The sequence below is a fragment of the Actinoplanes sp. NPDC023714 genome (genome assembly GCF_040639855.1).
In the GTDB taxonomy this organism is placed as follows: Bacteria; Actinomycetota; Actinomycetes; order Mycobacteriales; family Micromonosporaceae; genus Actinoplanes.
Genome location: NZ_JBFAAR010000015.1, coordinates 13,311 through 30,996, shown reverse-complemented (window position 1 = coordinate 30,996; position 17,686 = coordinate 13,311). Strand labels below are relative to the sequence as shown.

Below are 17,686 nucleotides of genomic sequence, written 5' to 3'. Positions count from 1 at the left end.
AGGCGGCTGGCAGAATTCCGGCATGGGTGCTCCTGAGCTGGTCCTGGTGCTGCGTTACCGCAAGGCGGTGACCTACGGCTTCCACGTGCTGCTGGGCGCCTTGGGCGAGCACGAGACCACCACCGGCTACGAGGTCGAGTTCGGCGAGAGTGTCGAGGAGACCGCACGGCACATCCGCGAGGCCGGGTCCACGCGGGTGCTGGTGCTCTGGTCCTTCTACTCACCCGACGCCGCCGCACTCGCCGAGGAGTTGAAGCAGATCAGAGCCCTCGCCGACGGCCCGAACGTCACCCACCTTGCCGGAGGAGTGCATGCCACCGCCGAGCCGGTGCAGACGCTCGACGCCGGGTGGGACATGGCGGCGATCGGGGAGGGCGAGACCACCCTGACCGCGCTGGTCGACGCCAAGGGCGACCCGACCGGCATCCCGGGCCTGGCCTACCGCGACGCCGCCGGCGAGGTGAAGCGGACGGGCAAGGCGAAGCAGCGCGACCTCAACGAGTTCCCGGGCTTCGCCCTCAAGTGGGACAGGTTCAACGCCCTCGAGATCACGCGCGGGTGCATCTACGCCTGCCGGTTCTGTCAGACGCCGTTCATGTTCTCGGCCCGATTCCGGCATCGCAGTCTCGAGAACATCCGGTGGCACGTCGATCAGATGCGGGCGCGCGGGCTGCGGGACGTCCGGTTCATCACGCCGACGGCGCTGTCCTGGGGCACCCAGACCGAGGAGCCGGACCTCGACGCCGTGGAGGAGATGCTCGCGTCCTGCAAGGAGGGGATCGGGCCGGACGGGCGGGTGTTCTTCGGGTCGTTCCCGAGTGAGATCCGGCCCGAGCACGTCAGCCGGCAGGCGCTGCGGATCGTCAAGAAGCACTGCGCCAACAACAACATCATCGTGGGGGCGCAGTCCGGTTCTGATCGGGTGCTCGGCGCTGCCAAGCGGGGGCACGACGTCGAGGAGGTGCGGCGGGCGGCCCGGCTCGCCGTCGAGGAGGGCTTCCGGATCAACGTGGACATGATCTTCGGGATGCCGGGGGAGGGTGAAGCCGACGTGCAGGCGTCGCTCGCCCTGGCCCGGGATCTCGCCGACATCGGCGCCCGGATCCACGCGCACACGTTCATGCCGCTGCCCGGCACGCCGTGGCGGGACGCCCCGGCCGGCGACGTCGACCCGGAGACGATCAGCGAGGTCGACCGGCTTTCGCGGCGGGGCGCACTGTACGGCCACTGGCAGAAGCAGCGTGACCACGCGGTCCGGCTCGCCGCGGCGGCCGAGGCGTACCCGCGTCCGGGCCGCAGCCGGACACTGCTGCCGACCATCCCGAAGCCGACGGACGAGCCGGGCGCCGGGACCAGATCGCCGCGTTGAGGGCCGCCCACGCCGCCCCGAGCGCCACGGCCGCGACGGTCTCACTGGTCCGGCTCCAGCCCAGGTAGATCCAGGAGCCGGCACCGAGGGTGACCAGGGTGGCGGCGGCCGTCCAGACGGTGACCTTCCACTTCCACGGCAGGTTCAGGGCGACCAGCCAGGCGAGCAGGCCCGCCGCGGCGGCCACCTGGGCGGTCTGACCGGCGGACATGGTGGCCAGGGCGATCGCCGGGGCGTCCTGCGGTAACAGGCCGTCGAACTCGTCGGGACCGGGGAACGTCACGGCGTCGACGGCCTGCCAGCCGGGCAGCATGGACATCTCCAGCGCCACGGCCAGGATCACGGCGGGTGACACCGGCCAGAGGGCGGCGGTGAGGGGGCGGCGTGCCAGCAGGGCCCGGAGCAGGGACACCACGACGGCGAGGGCGATCAGGGCCTCCGGGACCAGCGTCGTCGCGGTCTCCAGCGCGAACAGGTAGCCGTCCGAGGTCCACTGGCCGCGCGCCCAGGTCAGGATCGTCTCGTCGGTGGCCGCGAGGCCGCTGAAGCGGACCACCGCGGGGACCACGGTGACCAGCAGCGCGGCCATGACGATCAGGACGGCGAGGCTCAGCATGGCCATCCGGGTGGGCCGCGGTTCCGCACCCCCGAGACCACGGAACGGCCGGAGATCACGCAGCGCGACGGGAATCCTTCGTACCGGATCGGGGTTTTTCCCCAACCAACGGCCCGCCAGAATGAGTCCCAGAATGATCAGCGTCAGCGCTGCAAGCGCGCCTGCCGCGCGTCCTGCGCGCGCGGCGAGAACGTCGTAGCTCGCGCCTGCCGCATAGCTCGCGCCCACCATCCATGCAGCCCAGAGGCTTGCCGCCGGCGTGTGCCACGCGAGGAAGCGATTCATGGGTACGTTGTTCCGCGCGGCCAGACGAGGCATCAGCGTCCTGGCGCCGACGACCCACTGACCGAAGAAGATCGCGCGGCCCCCATGCCGGGCGAACAGCTTCTCGGTGCGCTGCGCGTGCCGCCCCATCGCGGCGAACGAGCCTCGGCGATAGGCGATGTTGCCGCCCAGCAGCGCCGCCGCGACCGCCACGATCAGGGCGGGCACGAACGGGACGACGCCGGCGTTGGCGAGCAGGCCCATCGCGATCAGCGCGGTCGCGGACGGCAGCACCACGCCCGCGAGCAGGGCCGTCTCCAGCGTCACGAGCGCGCCGACGACCAGGTAGACGACGATCGGCGGAAGTCCCCCGAGCAATTCCTCGATCATGGGCTCGACGCTAGGGGTTGGGATGCGGCTACGGATCGGTGATGCTCCTTAGGTATCCACCGACATCTCCGGAGGCACGATGCAACCGACGCTGCGCCGCCTGGACGAGCTCGCCGCCCACCTCGCCCGCCGGGACGACACCATCGCGGTGCTCGGGCTCGGCTCGGCGGGTGCTCAGCGGGCCCGCCTCGACGAACACTCCGACCTGGACTTCTTCGTCATCGTCGAGGACGGCGCGCGCTCCCGGTACGTCGACCGCCTCGACTGGCTCGAAGCGCCCTGTCCGGTTCTGTTCAGCTTCGCCCACGAGCGCAACGGCCGGAAGGCGCTCTACGAGGACGGCGTCTTCGCGGAGTACGCGGTGTTCACGGCGGCCGAGCTGCCCCGGATCCCGTTCTGCGCCGCGAAGGTGGTGTGGCGCCGGGCCGACGCGCCGCCCGGCCTGGCCCAGTCCGAGGCGCCGATGCCGCGCACGCCCTACGACACCGTCGACTTCCACCTGAACGAGGCGCTCACGAACCTCTACGCCGGCCTGCACCGGGAGTTGCGCGGCGAGCATCTGAGCGCGTCCCGGCTCATCCAGTCGCACGCCGTCGACCGGGTGATCTCGCTGCTCCGGCTGGCGAGCGGGGACGCGCCCTACCGTGATCCGTTCGACGTGACCCGGCGGGTGGAGCGCGCCTACCCGGCCTCGGCGCTGCCGCTCGCCGCGATGGTCCCGGGCTACGCGCACAACGTGGCGGCGGCCCGGGCCACCTTCGAGTGGCTGAGCCACCGCTACCCGGTGCATCCCGGGATCGGGGCGGCCATCAGGGCTCTCCTGGCCCGCTCGGAGGAGTCAGTACCCGATCGGTAGGCCGGCGTAGTTCTCGGCGAGGCCGGTGGCGCCGGCCTCGCTGTTCGCCACCCACTTGAGCTGGGAGAGCTGGAGCTGCGCGTCGAACGGGTCGCCGGACGTGTGCAGCATCGTCGTCATCCACCAGGAGAAGTGGGTGCACCGCCAGACCCGGCGCTGGGCGTCCTCGGAGTAGCTGTCGATCAGCGCCGACGACCTCTCCCGGATCTGCGCGACCAGCGCCCTGCTGAGCAGCGCCACGTCGGCGATCGCGAGGTTGAGGCCCTTCGCGCCGGTCGGCGGGACGATGTGCGCGGCGTCGCCGGCCAGGAACAGCGAGCCGTGCCGCATCGGCGTCTGCACGTAGCTGCGCATCGGCAGCACGCTCTTGTCGGTGATCGGGCCGGGGGTGAGCTTCCAGCCGTTCTGGCCGTGGCCGAGGCGGGTGGCGAGCTCGTCCCAGATCCGGTCGTCGGACCAGGACTGCGGGTCGGTGCCGTTCGGGACCTGCAGGTAGAGGCGGCTCACCGTGGCCGAGCGCATCGAGTGCAGGGCGAAGCCGTCCGGGTGCCAGGCGTAGATCAGCTCGTCGGTGGAGGGGGCCACGTCGGCGAGGATGCCGAGCCAGGAGTAGGGATAGATCTTCTCGTATTTCTCCGCGGCCGGGACCGCGTTGCGGCTCGGGCCGAAGGAGCCGTCGCAGCCGGCGATCGCCTCCGCGTCGATGCGCTGGCTCTGCCCGAATTTATCGGTAAATGTCACGAAAGGTCGATCCTCGAGGTCGTGCAGTGCGACGTCCTGCACCTCGTAGTGGATCTCTTGACCCTGTGCGGCGCGAGCCTTGATGAGGTCCTTCTGAACCTCCGTCTGACCGTAGACCCACACGCTGCGGCCGGCGAGATCCATGAAGTCGAGGTGGTGCCGCTCCCCGGGCCACTGCAGATAGATGCCCCGGTGGTGGTCGCCCTCGGCCCGGATCCGGTCGCCGAGCCCCGCCGACTCCAGAAGCTCGACGCTCGAGTGCTCCAGGATGCCGGCGCGGATCCGGGCCGCGACGTACTCCTCGGATCGGGTCTCGAGGACCACCGACTCGACGCCGCCCTGGGCGAGGAGGTGGGAAAGAAGCAGGCCGGCCGGGCCGGCGCCGATGATGGCGACCTGGGTACGCATGCCCTCAGCGTCGGCGAGTGCCGTGGCCGAGAGCAATACCCTATTTCCACTGGACGGAAGCCAGTGTCCGTCCGATGCCGTGCGCCGCGACCTGGAGGGCTGAGACGAGGCGGGGCAGCTGACGCCGCAGATCGGGGACGACGATGCCGAGCGCGGCCACCACGGTGTCGCCGTGCCGGACCGGGACGGCCACCGAGCAGGCGCCCAGGCTCATCTCCTCCCCGGTGGTCGCATAGCCCTCGGCGCGGACCCGTTTGAGCTGGTCGAGGAGGCGGGCCGGCTGGGTGATGGTGTACGCCGTGATCCTGGTCAGGCTCTTCAGAACGTCCGTTGTGATGTCGTCGGGCGCATAGGCGAGCAGCACCTTCCCGACGCCTGTCGCGTGCATCGGCAGCCGCGACCCCACCCGGCTCACCACCGGTACCGAGACGTGGCCGGCGAGCCGCTCGACGTAGAGCACCTCGAGCCCCTCGCGGACGGCCAGATGCACGGTGGCGAGCGTCGTGCCGTACAAATCGTGCAAAAATGGGGAAGCCGCCTGGCGGAGCCCGCTCTGCACCGGCGCGAGCAGCCCGAGTTGCCAGATCCGCCGCCCGATCACGTAGTCGCCGCCCGGCTCCCGGGCCAGCGCGCCCCACCGGTGCAGCTCGCCGACCAGGCGATGCGTGGTGGCGAGGGGCAGCCCGGCGCGCCGGGCCAGATCGGTCAGCGACAGGGCGCGGTTCTCCCCGTCGAAGGCGCCGAGGATGGCCAGCGCGCGGGACGTGACGGAGGCACCCATGATCTCCCCCTTCCGTTCAGTGGAAGGCTATTGTCGCTGTGACCACGAGGACCGCCTAGCGTCCGGGACGTGAACATGGAGTCGTCACAAGCTGACATCAACCAGGAGATCGAGGCGGCAGCGCGGCATCCCGGCGGTCCGCAACCGAAGGTCGACTACGCCCCGTACCGCAGTTCCGTCCTGCGGCACCCGAAACAGCCCGCGCACCTGGTCGACCCGGAGTCGGTCGAGCTGTGGGCGCCCGCGTTCGGCCACCGCGACGTGGCGGTCGACGAGGCCGACCTGACCATCCAGCACGCCGGCACCCCGCTCGGCGAGCGGATCGTGGTGACCGGCCGGGTGCTCGACGGCGACGGCCGGCCGGTCGCGAACCAGCTCGTCGAGGTGTGGCAGGCGAACGCGGCGGGCCGCTACCGGCACCAGCGCGACCAGCACCCGGCGCCGCACGACCCCAACTTCACCGGGGTGGGGCGCTGCATCACCGGGCCGGACGGGTCGTACCGGTTCCAGACGATCAAGCCGGGGCCCTATCCGTGGCGCAACCACATCAACGCCTGGCGGCCCGCGCACATCCACTTCTCACTGTTCGGCCACGACTTCACGCAGCGCCTGGTCACGCAGATGTACTTTCCGGGCGACCCGCTCTTCGCGTACGACCCGATCTACCAGTCGATCACCGACCCGAAGGCGCGGGAGCTGCTCATCGCGCAGTACGACCACGACGTCACCACCCCGGAGTGGAGCACCGGCTACCGCTGGGACATCGTCCTGACCGGCACCCACCGCACGCCGCTCGACAACGAGGAGCACGACGCATGAGCGCCGTTCCCGGACAGACCGTCGGCCCCTTCTTCCACCTGGGCCTCGAATATCCGCAGATGAACGAGCTGGTCCCGCCGGCCAGTCCGCGCGCGGTCCGCCTGCACGGCCGGGTCACCGACGGCGCCGGCAATCCGGTTCCGGACGCGGTCCTGGAAATCTGGCAGGCCGACCCGCAGGGCGCCGTCCTGCGCCGGCCGGGCTCGCTGCGCCGCGACGGCTGGACCTTCACCGGCTGGGGCCGCGCCGCGACCGACCCGGACGGCCACTACCAGTTCTTCACGCTGGAGCCGGGCGCGACCGAGCCGGGCCGGGCCCCGTTCTTCGCCGTGACCGTTTTCGCCCGTGGTCTGCTCGACCGCCTCTTCACCCGGGCCTACCTTCCCGACGACCCCGACGTGCTCGCCTCCGACACGCTGCTCGAGTCGGTCGCCCCGGACCGCCGGCACACGCTCATCTGCCGGCGCGAGCCCGACGGCCTGGTCTTCGACGTGCATCTTCAGGGCGCCGCCGAGACCGTCTTCCTCACCTACCCCCGTCTGAAGGACGCATGGGCCTGATCGGTCTCTTTCAAGATCAAATGCTGCGGTGTACGTCGTGAGCGGCGTGCTCTGGCCGGGTGACGACCGTGCCGGTGACCTGTTCAGCGACGCGGCGGTGCTGGCCGCTCTCGTCGCGGTCGAGGCGGCCTGGCTGGACGCCCTCGTCCTGCACGGCGTCGCCGGGCCGGACGCCCGGGACCACCTGACCGGCCTGGTCGGGCCGGACGACGTACCGGCCCTCGGGCACGACGCCGAGGCCGGCGGCAACCCGGTGATCCCGCTGCTGAAGCTGGTCCGCAAGCGGCTCAAGGCGCGCAACCCGGCCGCCGCGGAATGGCTCCACAAGGGCCTCACCAGCCAGGACGTGCTCGACACCGCCCTGGTGCTGTGCCTGCGCGACGCCCTCCGGCAGGTGCGGGACGACCTGCGCGGGCAGATCGCGTCCCTGGTCCGGCTCGCCGACCGGCACCGGGACACCGCGATGGCCGGCCGCACCCTGACCCAGCACGCCATCCCGATCACGTTCGGGCTCAAGGCCGCCACCTGGCTGACCGGCGTGCTGGACGCCCGGGACCGTCTCGCCGCCCTCGACCTGCCCCTGCAGATCGGCGGTGCGGCCGGTTCGCTGGCCGCGCCGGTCGCGCTGACCGGTTCCCCGGCCGTGGTCCGCGACCTGATCGAGACCGTCGGGAGCGCGCTCGACCTGCGGGTCCGCGAACCCTGGCACACCGCCCGGTCGCCGTTCACCGGCGCCGCCGACGCGCTGGTGACCTGCACCGACGCGTGGGGCCGGATCGCCGGCGACGTCCTCGTGGCGGCCCGCCCCGAGGTGCACGAGCTCACCGAGGGCGCCGTCGAGGGCCGGGGCGGCTCGTCCGCCATGCCGAACAAGCAGAACCCGGTCCTCAGCATCCTGATCCGCCGGGCCGCGCTGGCCGGCCCGCCGCTCGCCGCGCTGATGCACACGGCCGCGGCCTGCGCCGTCGACGAGCGGCCGGACGGCGGCTGGCACGTCGAGTGGGACACCCTGCGTACCCTCGCCCGCCGGACCGCGGTGGCCGCCGGCCAGACCACCGAGCTGCTGGCCGGCCTGCGCGTGGAGACCGCCTGGATGACCGCGAACCTGACCGCGGCTCGCCCCGGGATCGACGCCGAGCAGCGCTCGATCGCCCCCGGCGCCGCCTCCTACCGCGGGGCCACCGACCAGATCATCGACGCGGCGATCGCCCGCGCTAAGGAGTAGCTCGTGCTCAGCGTGACCGTCTTCTCGGATGCCCCCGACCGGCCGTTGCTGCTGCTCGGGTCGTCCGTCGGCACCAGCGTCGAGTCGCTCTGGCGGCGGTGCGCGTCCCGGCTCTACGGGCGGTACCACGTGGTCGGCTTCGACCTGCCCGGCCACGGCGCGAGCGAGCCGTCCGCCGCGCCCTTCACGATCGCCGACCTGGCCGTTCAGGTGATCGAACTGGCTGATCAGATTCGGCCGTCCTCGTCGTTCTTCTACGCCGGGGACTCGATCGGCGGCGCGATCGGCCTGCAGTTGCTGCTCGACTACCCGGCCCGGGTCCCGGCCGCGGTCCTGCTCTGCACCGGCGCCCGGATCGGTGAGGCGGCGGCGTGGCACGAGCGGGCGGCGCTGGTCCGGGCGTCCGGCACCGAGGCCGTGGTCTCCGGGTCGATCGAGCGGTGGTTCGCGCCCGGTTTCGTGGCTTCCTCCCCGGACGTCTCGGGCGAATTGCTGGATGCGCTCAGGGCCGCCGACGACGAGAGCTACGCCCGGGCCTGCGAGGCGCTCGCGTCCTTCGACGTCCGTGATCGGCTGTCCGAGATCGCCGCGCCGGTCCTCGCGGTGGCCGGGGCGCACGACAAGCCGACGCCGCCCTCAGGACTGGAACTGATCGCCGACACCGTGGTGAACGGCCGCCTCGTGGTCCTCGACGACGTCGCCCACCTGGCGCCCGCCGAGTCCCCGGAGGTCGTCGCGTTCCTGCTCGACCAGCACTTCGACCCGACCCGCTCGGCCGGCATCGCGGTCCGCCGCGAGGTGCTCGGGCCGGCCCACGTGGACCGCGCCACGGCCGGCACCACCGCCTTCACCCGCGACTTCCAGGATCTGATCACCCGGTACGCCTGGGGCGAGATCTGGACCCGGGACGGCCTGGCCCGCCGCGACCGCTCCCTCATCACGCTGACCGCTCTGATCGCTCTCGGACATCACGAGGAATTGGCGATGCACGTGCGGGCGGCACGGACGAACGGCCTCTCGAACGAGGAGATCAAGGAGCTCATTCTCCAGACGGCCATCTATTGCGGCGTCCCGGCCGCGAACACGGCTTTCCGGATAGCGCAGAAGGTCCTGACCGACATCGACGGATGACATCTGTTGCGGGCGGCTGTCGCATTCCTGTGCTTTGATCGGCGCCATGAATGCAGCGGTGGACGGCCTCGCACGACAGCTCTGGCGGATCGTGGAGCCGCTGCACGCGATCCTCTACTACGCGCCGGAGGTGTCCGAGGAGGCGGCGAAGCTCGGATACGACGTGGACACCCGCTGGCCGAGCTACTTCGCCTGGCGGGCCGCCCCGCTCGGCTCGGTCGGCGCGACCGCCGTGACCTCGGCGTTCTACAGCTTCAGCCCGCGCGTGGTCGCCGCCCACGTGCCGGCGGCGTGGGAGGTGGCCGCGCCCGGGGTGCTGCTGGAGCGCCGCCTCGTGGCCGTCGACCGTGCCCTGCGCTCCCTCCTCGGCGACGAACGGGTGGCGTCCCTCGGCGAGGTGGCCGCGCTGGCCCGCCGGGCGGCCTCGGCGGCGGACACGGCCGGCCGTCCGCTCGCCGCCGCGAACGCCGACCTGCCCTGGCCCGGCCGGCCCCACCTCGTGCTCTGGCAGGCGGCGACCATCCTGCGCGAGCACCGCGGCGACGGTCACGTGGCGGCCGCGCTGGTGTCCGGGTTCGATCCCTGCGAGCTGCTCGTGTCGTTCGCCGCCGTGGGCGCCGCGCCGGAGTCGGTCTTCGCGAGCCGGGGCTGGACCCCGGACGAGTGGGACGCGGCCCGGGAGCGCCTGCTCACCCGGGGCTGGGTACACCCCGACGGCACCGCCACCGACCAGGGCGTCAAGGCCCGGGCCGAGCTGGAGCAGCGCACCAGCGAACTCGCCGCCGGCCCGTGGAAGGCCCTCGGCACCGACGTGGGTCGTTTCGTCCAGCTGGCCGGCCCGCTCGCGGGGGAGATAGCGGCCTCCGGCGTCCTGCCCCGCCAGAGCACCCTGGGCCTGAGTCCCCGCCCTTGACCGACCCCTCGCCGTTCGTCCTCACCGAGCCCTCGGCTGTTACGGGAGGGCGACATTTCGGGCGCTCAGGCAGCCCTGTGGTTCAGCCAGTCGGGCCTGGCTGTACCAGCGGGCGACATTTCGGGCGCGAAGACAGCCCTGGCGTGCAGCCGGCCGTCCTGACCGGCCCGCTTTCGCCGCGGTGGGGGCGCCGCTGGCCTCGACCGGACCGGCCGGGTTGGGTGCAGCACTGTGGCCCGACCGGATGGAGGGGGCCGGGCCACAGCGCTTCGGAGCGGGCGCACCCGACTGCCGACGTGGAAAACGCCGCATCGAGTCACGCCTATGGGGATTGGTTGACGGGAATGGGCGGGGCATCCTCATTCCCGTCTGGAGTCACAGCACTGGCGTGGACGGAGCCGTGCCACGCGGGTGGTGTTCGCCTCCATTCTTCGGGGGATGGTGATGGGGACGGTTCAGCTACCTGTCCAACAACCTGGGAGCGCTCCCATTAACGCCAATGTAACAAAGTTCAATGCGTCGCGCGAGATGTCATGTGGTCGCGTTGCACGTGAGGGTCGGCGTCGTCGAGGTCCCCGAGCCGAGGAAGCCGAAGCTCGTGCTCGCACCCGCCGCCACGCTGCCGTTGTAGGCCGCGTTCACGGCGCTGACCGTGTTGCCGTTCGTCGTGATCGTCGCGTTCCAGGCCTGCTGGACAGGCGGCGTGCCGGGGTAGGTGAGAGCCACCGTCCAGCTCTTGATCGCCGCGCTGCCGGCGGTCACCTTCACCTCGCCCTGGAAGCCGCCGGACCACTGCGAGGTCACCGCGTAGGAGGCCGCGCAGGAGCCGGTGACCGGGGGAGTCGACACGGACGGAGACACCGAAGGCGACACGGACGGTGACGACGAGGGCGACGACGACGGCGAGGAGGACGGCGGCGTCGACGGCTGGCTGCCACCGAAGTTGACGTCACTACAGAAGTAGTACGACTGGTCCAAGTGGCTGGCCTGCCAGATCGTGTAGACCATGGCCCGCCCGGAACGCCCGGAGACGCTCACCGGGATCTCCATCTGCACACCGTTCGACAGCTGCTGGGTCCACTGCGCGGCGGGCGTGTTCGGCACCGTCTTGATCAGTTGCAGATCCGACCACTTCAACGCGGTCGTCGTCGGATTGAACCCGGGCTTCGTCACGTAGACGCGGATGTAGTCGGCGCCGTGCCGCGCCCCGTCGAACAGCGACACCGTGAACGAGTTGCCGATCGAGGTCGCCTTCCAGTCACCCACGGTGTCCATGGCGTTGTAGCGGCCACCCTCGGTGCGCCCGCCACTGCACAGCTGACCGTCCGGGATGGCGGTCTCGTGCTGGCCCGCCACACCCTCGCGGAACAGGCCGTTCCAGTTCCACATGGCGTTCGGGTTGGCCTGCCAGGCCTGCCAGCACATCGGGTCCTCGGTCGCCATCGCCGGGTCCTGGAACTTCGAGCCCCACCGCTCGAAGCAGCCGTAGTTGCGCGACGCGGGGCCGACCACGTTGCCGTGTGCCGCTGCCGGGCTGCTCGGCGCCACGAGCACGGCGAGAGCCGCGAGGATCATTGCGGAGAAAACGGAGATCAAGAGCTTTTTGCGTACGGGGGAAGTCATGTGCGATCAGCACTCCGGAAGCTCGGGCCGTCACCTGTTGACGGCCGCACTGCGGGGACTCGCCGGGAGCTGCCCATGCTCCCGTGACCGCGTGGCTCCGGCGGCTAGTGCTGGCCCACAGCCTCCTTTATGAATTCATCAAAGTCAATCGACGTCAGGCGTACGCAATGGTCCAGTTCTCCCCGGAACTCGTGCCGCTGCAGAGCGCGCCGGCGCAGACCCGGAAGAGCACCTTGCGCCCCTCCCCGAAGTCGTGATCGAACACGACCGTCCCGCCGGCCTCGGCAAGCCCCCAGTGCTCCCCGCCCTGGAACGTGCCGTCCGTGCGGATGTACTTGTACTGCAGATAGGCCCGCCCGCCCCCGTCCACCCGTTTCGTCAGCTCGAAGCGATCCCCCTCGGCGACGAACCGGGCCAGTGCCACCACCCGGCTGTCCGGATCGAAGACCCGAGCGACGGCATCGAGCCCGCGCCCGCCCGCGCGATCGCCCTCCGCGGCGGCCGGGCCGGCGCCCGGAAGCAGCGCCACGGCCGTGAACACGGCGAGGATCGGAATGCGCTTCATCATGCCTCCCAGATCGTGCCGATACGCCGCGGCCGGTCCGCCGCGTCGCCCCAACCGGAGGGAAGCGCTCATATGAGAAATACCCGGCACGAGCCCGGAGAAACGAAGCCGGTTATTCGGATGCCGGTGCGGCGGTCCGCGCCTACGGTGGCGGGATGTCCGTTCCCGCCGCGCACGCCGCCGACCTCCTCATGCAGCTGTCCAACCCGGCCCGGCTGCAGGCCTTCGCCGAACTGGTACGCCTCGGCGACCAGGGCGCCTCGATCGGCGAGTTGTCCTACCGCCTGGACCTGACGAAGCCGCAGACCGGCGAACTGCTGGGCCGCCTCGTCGGCGCGGGCCTGGCGACCGGCAGCGGCGACGGCTACTACCGCGCCCGGGCCGACATCCTCCGCGAGGCCGCCCAGGCGCTCGACAGGACACAGCCGATCGCGCCGCTGCTGGCCGGTTTTCCGCAGCTCAAGTCATATTTCGCGCACGGTCGCCTGACCAGCCTCCCGCCGACGATGAGCGAGCGTTACCAGCAGACGGCCGAGCTCTTCGCCCGCTTCCTGGCCATCGAGGGCGTGCTGACCGAGGACGAGGTGAACGCGAAGATCGCGGTAGCCGCCGACGACGTGGCCGCGGTCCGCCGCATGCTCGTCGAAACAGGCTGGCTGGAGAGGGACAGGGCGGGCACCTCCTACGGTTCCGCCCGAGTCCCCACCGAAGCCTGACACGCGGCGCCGTGGCCTCGCGCCGTCCCGCGTCCAGCAGGAGAGCGAGAGGCCGCACCGGCGAACGTACGAGCAGTCAGGCGGCAGCGCCGCGGCCGGCGAGCGACGCTTGCCCTCGATCTTGTGAAGGTCGGCAGGGCCGTCCCTGCGCGAAGTCACAAGATCGCGGATTCGAGCACGGCGGCAACAGCCGGCAGCCGGCGACCACCGCCGGCAGAATCGCGGCCTTCGACCGTCGGCGGCACCGCGACGACGAACACCGTCAGCCGTGCGTGACGTCCAGGCGCGGGGCGTCGCGCGGCACCACGGCCAGCATCGCCACCGCCAGGATCGCGGCCACGACGCCGAGCAGGCCGAGCGCCGGGCGCAGCCCGCCCACCGCCGCGCCGACGCCGGTGATCAGGACGGGGGAGAGGAACTCGCCGATGAAGAGCGTGCCGGTCCACAGCCCGGTGCCCCGGCCGCGCTCCTCGAAGGACAGCCCGTTCGTCGCCCAGGTGAGCAGCGTCGGCAGCAGCAGGCCGGTGCCGGCGCCGGTCAGCACCGCGCCGAACGTGATCACCGGGACCGAGGGAGTGGCGGCGATGACGAGGAAGCCGGCCGCGGCGAGTCCGAAAGCGATCGGCAGCAGCGTGTGCGGCGTCTGGCGGGACAGCTTCGCGAACGAGCCCGCCGCCACCGCCGTGGCCAGCGACATCAGGGCGCTCAGGGCGCCGATGGTCGCGGTCGCGGTGACGCCGACCTCGTCGAGGACGAACGAGAGCTCGACGATGAGCGCGTAGAAGACGACCCCTCCGGCCAGCGTGACCAGGCACGGCACGCGCAGCCTGCGCCAGGGGATCGGTGGCAGGGCCGCCGAGGCGGCGCGAGCCGGCTGCCAGATCAGGAGCGCCATGGGTACGGCGAGGAGCACCGCGACCGTGTAGAGCCAGAACGGCGTGCGCCACCCGGAGGACCCGAGGGCGCCGCCGATGCCGAGGAACACGGTCGCCGAGACCGAGGCGAGGAGCGTCTGCAGGCCGAGGTATCTGCTCCGCCGCGAACCCGACCAGTAGTCGGCGATCAGCGTGGTGCAGCAGGTCATGATCGCGGCCTCGCAGAGTCCGACCAGGACGCGGCTGCCGATGATCGTGGACAGCGAGTCCAAGTGGAGCGGGGCGGTTCCGAAAATCGAATAGCCGACCATCGCGACGATGAGGACCCGTTTGCGGTCGATGCGGTCGGCGATGAACCCGGCGAACGGCGCGGTCAGGCCGATGATCAGGGCGGGGACCGTGAGGACGATCGGCACCAGCGCGTCGGCGCCGGGCACCGACGCGAAGTGGTCGGTCATCTGCGGCAGCACGGGTGCGATCAGCACGGCGCCGAGGACGGAGAGGCAGCTGCCGGCGAGCAGGAGGATCAGCTGCGCGAGGCCGGCCTGACGCGGGGGTGCGTCGGTGATGGAGGACATGGAGCGGCCTTCCACGAGAGAAGTGGTGGTGCAGGTCACAGGAGGTGGCTGTGACTATGGGCGGCGGCGGCCCAAGAGCGGAAGGCGAAAAAGCTGATGCCACCCATCACTCAGATTGATGGCCACAGCTCGTCGGCCGCGCCCTGCACCAGCCGGCGGAACCAGGCGTGCACCGGGTCGTTCGTGTGCAGCGGGTTCCACCAGAGGCACTCCAGCAGCGACACCACCTCGAACGGGACCTCGCAGATGCGGATGCCCGCGATCGGCGCCATCAGCGTGGCCAATTTCTCCTGGATGAGCGCGATCCGCCGGGTGCCCGCGACCAGGAAGGGCATCTGCAGGAAGCCGTCGACGACCAGTTCGACGCGGGCCTCGATACCGATCAGGCGCAGCTGCCGGAGCGCCGGGGCGTACGCGGTGGGGCGGTCGAAGAGGACCACCCACGGCAGCTTCGCCAGGTGCTCCATGTAGACGGCCTCCTTCACCGTCTCGTTGTCGGCGGAGACGATGCAGACCCAGCGGTCCTCGTAGAGCTCCACGTAGGGCAGGCCGGTGACGAAGCCGTGCGGGATCAGCAGGCCGTCGGCGGTGCGCAGGGTGTCGGCGGCGTGGTCGACGGCGTCCGGGGTGGTCTGCTGGAGGCGGAGGCGGGCCTTCGGCGCCTGCTCGGCGAGGGCCTTCGCGATGAGCGGCCCGACGATGGCGGCGGCGTAGTCCGACGAGACCAGGGTGAACTCGCGATCGAGGTCGGAGGGGTCGAAGTCGCTGGTGGCGTCGAAGACCCGGCGGACGCCGGCGAGCGCCGGTCCGGTGAGCGCGGCGACCCGGGCGGCCAGCGGGGTGAGCTCGTACCGGTTGCCGACCCGGATCAGCAACTGGTCGCCGAAGTGGCGGCGCAGCCGGCTCAGCGCGCCGCTCACCGCCGGCTGGCTGACCCCGAGCTGCTCGGCGGTACGGGTCACGTTCCGTTCCCTGAGCAGGGCGTCCAAGGTCACCAGCAGGTTCAGATCCAGGTTCGCGAGCACGCGATCGACGGCCATGCGGCCACTATAAGCATGACCTATGGCAGGCATCACCAAGTCGAGCTTCCCTGATACCACCGCAGGGGTCACAGTGGTGCCCATCACAACGCGAAACAGAGGGGAAACGGCCGTGCCGGCAGTTCGTAACGTACTGGTCGTCGGTGGGGGCGCGGCCGGCGCCGCGGCGGCGATCCTGCTCGCCGAGGGTGGCGTGGCCGTCGATCTGGTCGACGTGAAGCCCGACGTCGCCGCCCTGGGCTCCGGGATCACGCTGCAGGGCAACGCGCTGCGCGTGCTGCGCGAGCTGGGCGTCTGGGACCAGGTCAGGTCCGAGGGGTTCGCGTTCGACACGCTCGGCATCCGCGCGCCCGACCCGGCCGGGACCCTCGTCGCCGAGCTCACCGACATCCGGACCGGCGGGCCCGACCTGCCGGCCACCCTGGGCATGTACCGCCCGGCCCTCGCCAGGATCCTGATCGACCGCGCCGGCGCGGCCGGGGTGAAGGTCCGTTTCGGCGCCTGCCCGGAGGGCCTCGAGCAGGACGGCGACTCGGTCCTGGTGCGGTTCGCCGACGGCACCGACGGGCGCTACGACCTGGTGATCGGCGCCGACGGCATCCGGTCGTGGACCCGCCGGCAGATCGGGATCGACCTGGAGCCGCAGCCGGTCGGCATGGGCATCTGGCGCACCTTCACGAAACGGCCGGCGAGCGTGACCCGGACCGACCTGATCTACGGCGGTCCCTGCTACATCGCGGGCTACTGCCCGACCGGCGCGGACACGCTCTACGCCTACCTGGTCGAGGACGCCCAGGACCGGTTCCGCCTCACGCCCGAGGAGGCCCTGTCCACCATGCGCCGGCTGTCGCTGGCCTACCACGGGCCGTGGGACGAGATCCGCGAGCACCTCACCGACCCGGGCCGGGTCAACTACACCGCGTTCGAGAGCCACGTGCTCGACGGCCCGTGGCACCGCGGCCGGGTCGTGGTGATCGGCGACGCCGCGCACAGCTGCCCGCCCACCCTGGCCCAGGGCGCCGCGCAGGCCCTCGAGGACGCGTCCGTGCTGGCCGAGCTGCTGCTCGCGGGCGGCAGCCTCACCGAAACGCTCTGGTCCGACTTCACCGGCCGCCGCCTCCCGCGGGCGACAGCGGTCGTGGAGGCCTCCCTGCAACTCGCCGCGTGGCAGCTCGCCCACGAGCGCGGAGACGTCCCCGGCCTGATGGCCCGCGTCTCCCGGCTCGTCGCCGAGCCGGCGTGAGCCGTCAGCCCGCCCGAAAGGAACAGCGATGAACGACGAACGACTCATCACCCACCTGCGGCACGTCGATCTGGCGGTGCCCGACTACGACAAGCAGCTCGAGTTCTACACCGACATGTGGGGCCTCGACGCGGAGACGGACGACGAGGGCATCGCGTTCCTGGCCGCGGCCGGTTCGCCCGAGCAATACTCGGTCCGCCTGCGCAGGGCCGCCGAGAAGCGGCTCGACCTGATCGCGTTCGGCGCCGCGAGCGAGGCCGACGTGGACGCGCTCGCCGAGCGTCTCGGCCGGGCCGGCGTCACGCTGGTCAGCGAGCCGGGCAGGCTGCGGACGCCGGGCGGCGGCTACGGCTTCCGGTTCTTCGACATCGACGGCCGGACCGTGGAGGTCTCCTCCGACGTGGCCGTCCGCAAGCACCGCAGGCTGGAGGAGGGCGAGTCGGTCCCGGTCAAGCTCTCGCACGTGGTGATCAACTCGCCGAACCCGGAGGCCACCGTCGCCTTCTACCACCAGCACCTCAACTTCGCGCTCTCCGACACCCTGATGCACCCGCGGATGGGCGAGATGATGTGGTTCCTGCGGACCAACCGGTGGCACCACAGCCTCGCGATCGCCCGCGGCCCGCACGTCTCGCTGCACCACGCGTCGTTCGAGATGCGCGGCATAGACGAATACATGCGCGGCACCGGACGGCTGCTGCGCGGCGGCGTCGAGAAGGTCTGGGGCCCGGGCCGGCACATGGCGGGCAACAACACCTTCAGCTACTTCCTCGACCCGCACGGCAACACCATCGAATACACCACCGAGCTGGAAGAGCTGGACGAGGACACCTGGCATCCTCATCTGTACGACTTCTCCGACCCGACGGTCAGTGACCAGTGGGGCACCGCGAACCCGATGAACGAGTTCGTCGCGAAGCAGTCCTTCAACGACGTCGACCGCGGCGTGTTCGTCGCTCCGCCGGTCTGAGCC

At 71.3% G+C, this 17,686-nt stretch carries 16 protein-coding genes and 1 pseudogene; 11 read left to right on the top strand and 6 right to left on the bottom strand.

The annotated features are described in order from the left end of the window. The first annotated feature begins 22 nt into the window (after positions 1–22). Positions 23–1,369, top strand: coding sequence for a TIGR04013 family B12-binding domain/radical SAM domain-containing protein (locus AB0G10_RS40175; protein ID WP_360934718.1), 1,347 nt, complete (start codon positions 23–25; stop codon positions 1,367–1,369). A gap of 1,349 nt (positions 1,370–2,718) precedes the next feature. After that, positions 2,719–3,495, top strand: a complete 777-nt coding sequence (locus AB0G10_RS40170; protein ID WP_360934715.1) for a hypothetical protein — start codon at positions 2,719–2,721, stop codon at positions 3,493–3,495. Here the strand turns inward: AB0G10_RS40170 and AB0G10_RS40165 are convergent. Both AB0G10_RS40165 and AB0G10_RS40160 read right to left on the bottom strand, forming a co-directional pair. Beyond that, positions 3,478–4,644, bottom strand: coding sequence for a 4-hydroxybenzoate 3-monooxygenase (locus tag AB0G10_RS40165; RefSeq protein ID WP_360934712.1), 1,167 nt, complete (start codon positions 4,642–4,644; stop codon positions 3,478–3,480). The genes AB0G10_RS40170 and AB0G10_RS40165 overlap by 18 nt on opposite strands. Before the next feature lie 40 nt (positions 4,645–4,684). Then, the gene (locus AB0G10_RS40160) at positions 4,685–5,425 is read right to left on the bottom strand and encodes an IclR family transcriptional regulator (RefSeq protein WP_360934709.1); all 741 of its coding nucleotides are present in this window, start codon (positions 5,423–5,425) and stop codon (positions 4,685–4,687) included. Between the two features lie 75 nt (positions 5,426–5,500). On the opposite strand from AB0G10_RS40160, the gene pcaH reads away from it, so the two are divergent. The 6 genes and pseudogenes from pcaH (at position 5,501) to AB0G10_RS40130 (ending at position 10,073) form a co-directional block, all read left to right on the top strand. Next, positions 5,501–6,244, top strand: coding sequence for a protocatechuate 3,4-dioxygenase subunit beta (gene pcaH / locus AB0G10_RS40155; protein WP_360935200.1), 744 nt, complete (start codon positions 5,501–5,503; stop codon positions 6,242–6,244). Further along, on the top strand, positions 6,241–6,804 hold the full coding sequence (pcaG, locus tag AB0G10_RS40150) for a protocatechuate 3,4-dioxygenase subunit alpha (RefSeq protein ID WP_360934706.1): 564 nt from the start codon (positions 6,241–6,243) through the stop codon (positions 6,802–6,804). Before pcaH ends, pcaG begins: the two co-directional genes overlap by 4 nt. A gap of 28 nt (positions 6,805–6,832) precedes the next feature. Further along, positions 6,833–8,029, top strand: coding sequence for a lyase family protein (locus tag AB0G10_RS40145; RefSeq protein WP_360934703.1), 1,197 nt, complete (start codon positions 6,833–6,835; stop codon positions 8,027–8,029). 3 nt (positions 8,030–8,032) lie between these two features. Beyond that, a pseudogene (locus AB0G10_RS40140) lies at positions 8,033–8,755 on the top strand (alpha/beta hydrolase); the annotation flags it as partial. 15 nt (positions 8,756–8,770) lie between these two features. After that, positions 8,771–9,160, top strand: a complete 390-nt coding sequence (gene pcaC / locus AB0G10_RS40135; protein WP_360935197.1) for a 4-carboxymuconolactone decarboxylase — start codon at positions 8,771–8,773, stop codon at positions 9,158–9,160. 46 nt (positions 9,161–9,206) lie between these two features. Continuing rightward, on the top strand, positions 9,207–10,073 hold the full coding sequence (locus AB0G10_RS40130) for a hypothetical protein (protein ID WP_360934700.1): 867 nt from the start codon (positions 9,207–9,209) through the stop codon (positions 10,071–10,073). A gap of 531 nt (positions 10,074–10,604) precedes the next feature. Here the strand turns inward: AB0G10_RS40130 and AB0G10_RS40125 are convergent. Both AB0G10_RS40125 and AB0G10_RS40120 read right to left on the bottom strand, forming a co-directional pair. Next, a complete protein-coding gene (locus AB0G10_RS40125) occupies positions 10,605–11,648 on the bottom strand; it encodes a lytic polysaccharide monooxygenase (RefSeq protein ID WP_360934698.1) in 1,044 nt (347 codons plus the stop codon). A 202-nt stretch (positions 11,649–11,850) separates the two neighbouring features. Beyond that, positions 11,851–12,264, bottom strand: coding sequence for a hypothetical protein (locus AB0G10_RS40120; protein WP_360934695.1), 414 nt, complete (start codon positions 12,262–12,264; stop codon positions 11,851–11,853). A gap of 152 nt (positions 12,265–12,416) precedes the next feature. Between AB0G10_RS40120 and AB0G10_RS40115 the strand changes: the two genes are divergently transcribed. Then, positions 12,417–12,977: a DUF2087 domain-containing protein gene (locus AB0G10_RS40115; protein ID WP_360934692.1), complete on the top strand. Its 561-nt coding sequence runs from the start codon at positions 12,417–12,419 to the stop codon at positions 12,975–12,977. A 262-nt stretch (positions 12,978–13,239) separates the two neighbouring features. Here AB0G10_RS40115 and AB0G10_RS40110 read toward each other — a convergent pair whose 3' ends face one another. Both AB0G10_RS40110 and AB0G10_RS40105 read right to left on the bottom strand, forming a co-directional pair. Continuing rightward, positions 13,240–14,430 carry an MFS transporter gene (locus AB0G10_RS40110; RefSeq protein ID WP_360934689.1) on the bottom strand — a complete coding sequence of 397 codons (1,191 nt, stop codon included), beginning with the start codon at positions 14,428–14,430 and terminating at the stop codon, positions 13,240–13,242. A 110-nt stretch (positions 14,431–14,540) separates the two neighbouring features. Next, a complete protein-coding gene (locus AB0G10_RS40105; protein WP_360934686.1) occupies positions 14,541–15,470 on the bottom strand; it encodes a LysR family transcriptional regulator in 930 nt (309 codons plus the stop codon). A gap of 112 nt (positions 15,471–15,582) precedes the next feature. Between AB0G10_RS40105 and AB0G10_RS40100 the strand changes: the two genes are divergently transcribed. Next, positions 15,583–16,713 carry an FAD-dependent monooxygenase gene (locus tag AB0G10_RS40100; RefSeq protein ID WP_360934683.1) on the top strand — a complete coding sequence of 377 codons (1,131 nt, stop codon included), beginning with the start codon at positions 15,583–15,585 and terminating at the stop codon, positions 16,711–16,713. A 28-nt stretch (positions 16,714–16,741) separates the two neighbouring features. Next, complete coding sequence (locus tag AB0G10_RS40095) at positions 16,742–17,683, top strand: VOC family protein (RefSeq protein WP_360934680.1); 942 nt, start codon at positions 16,742–16,744, stop codon at positions 17,681–17,683. The last annotated feature ends 3 nt before the right edge of the window (positions 17,684–17,686 follow it).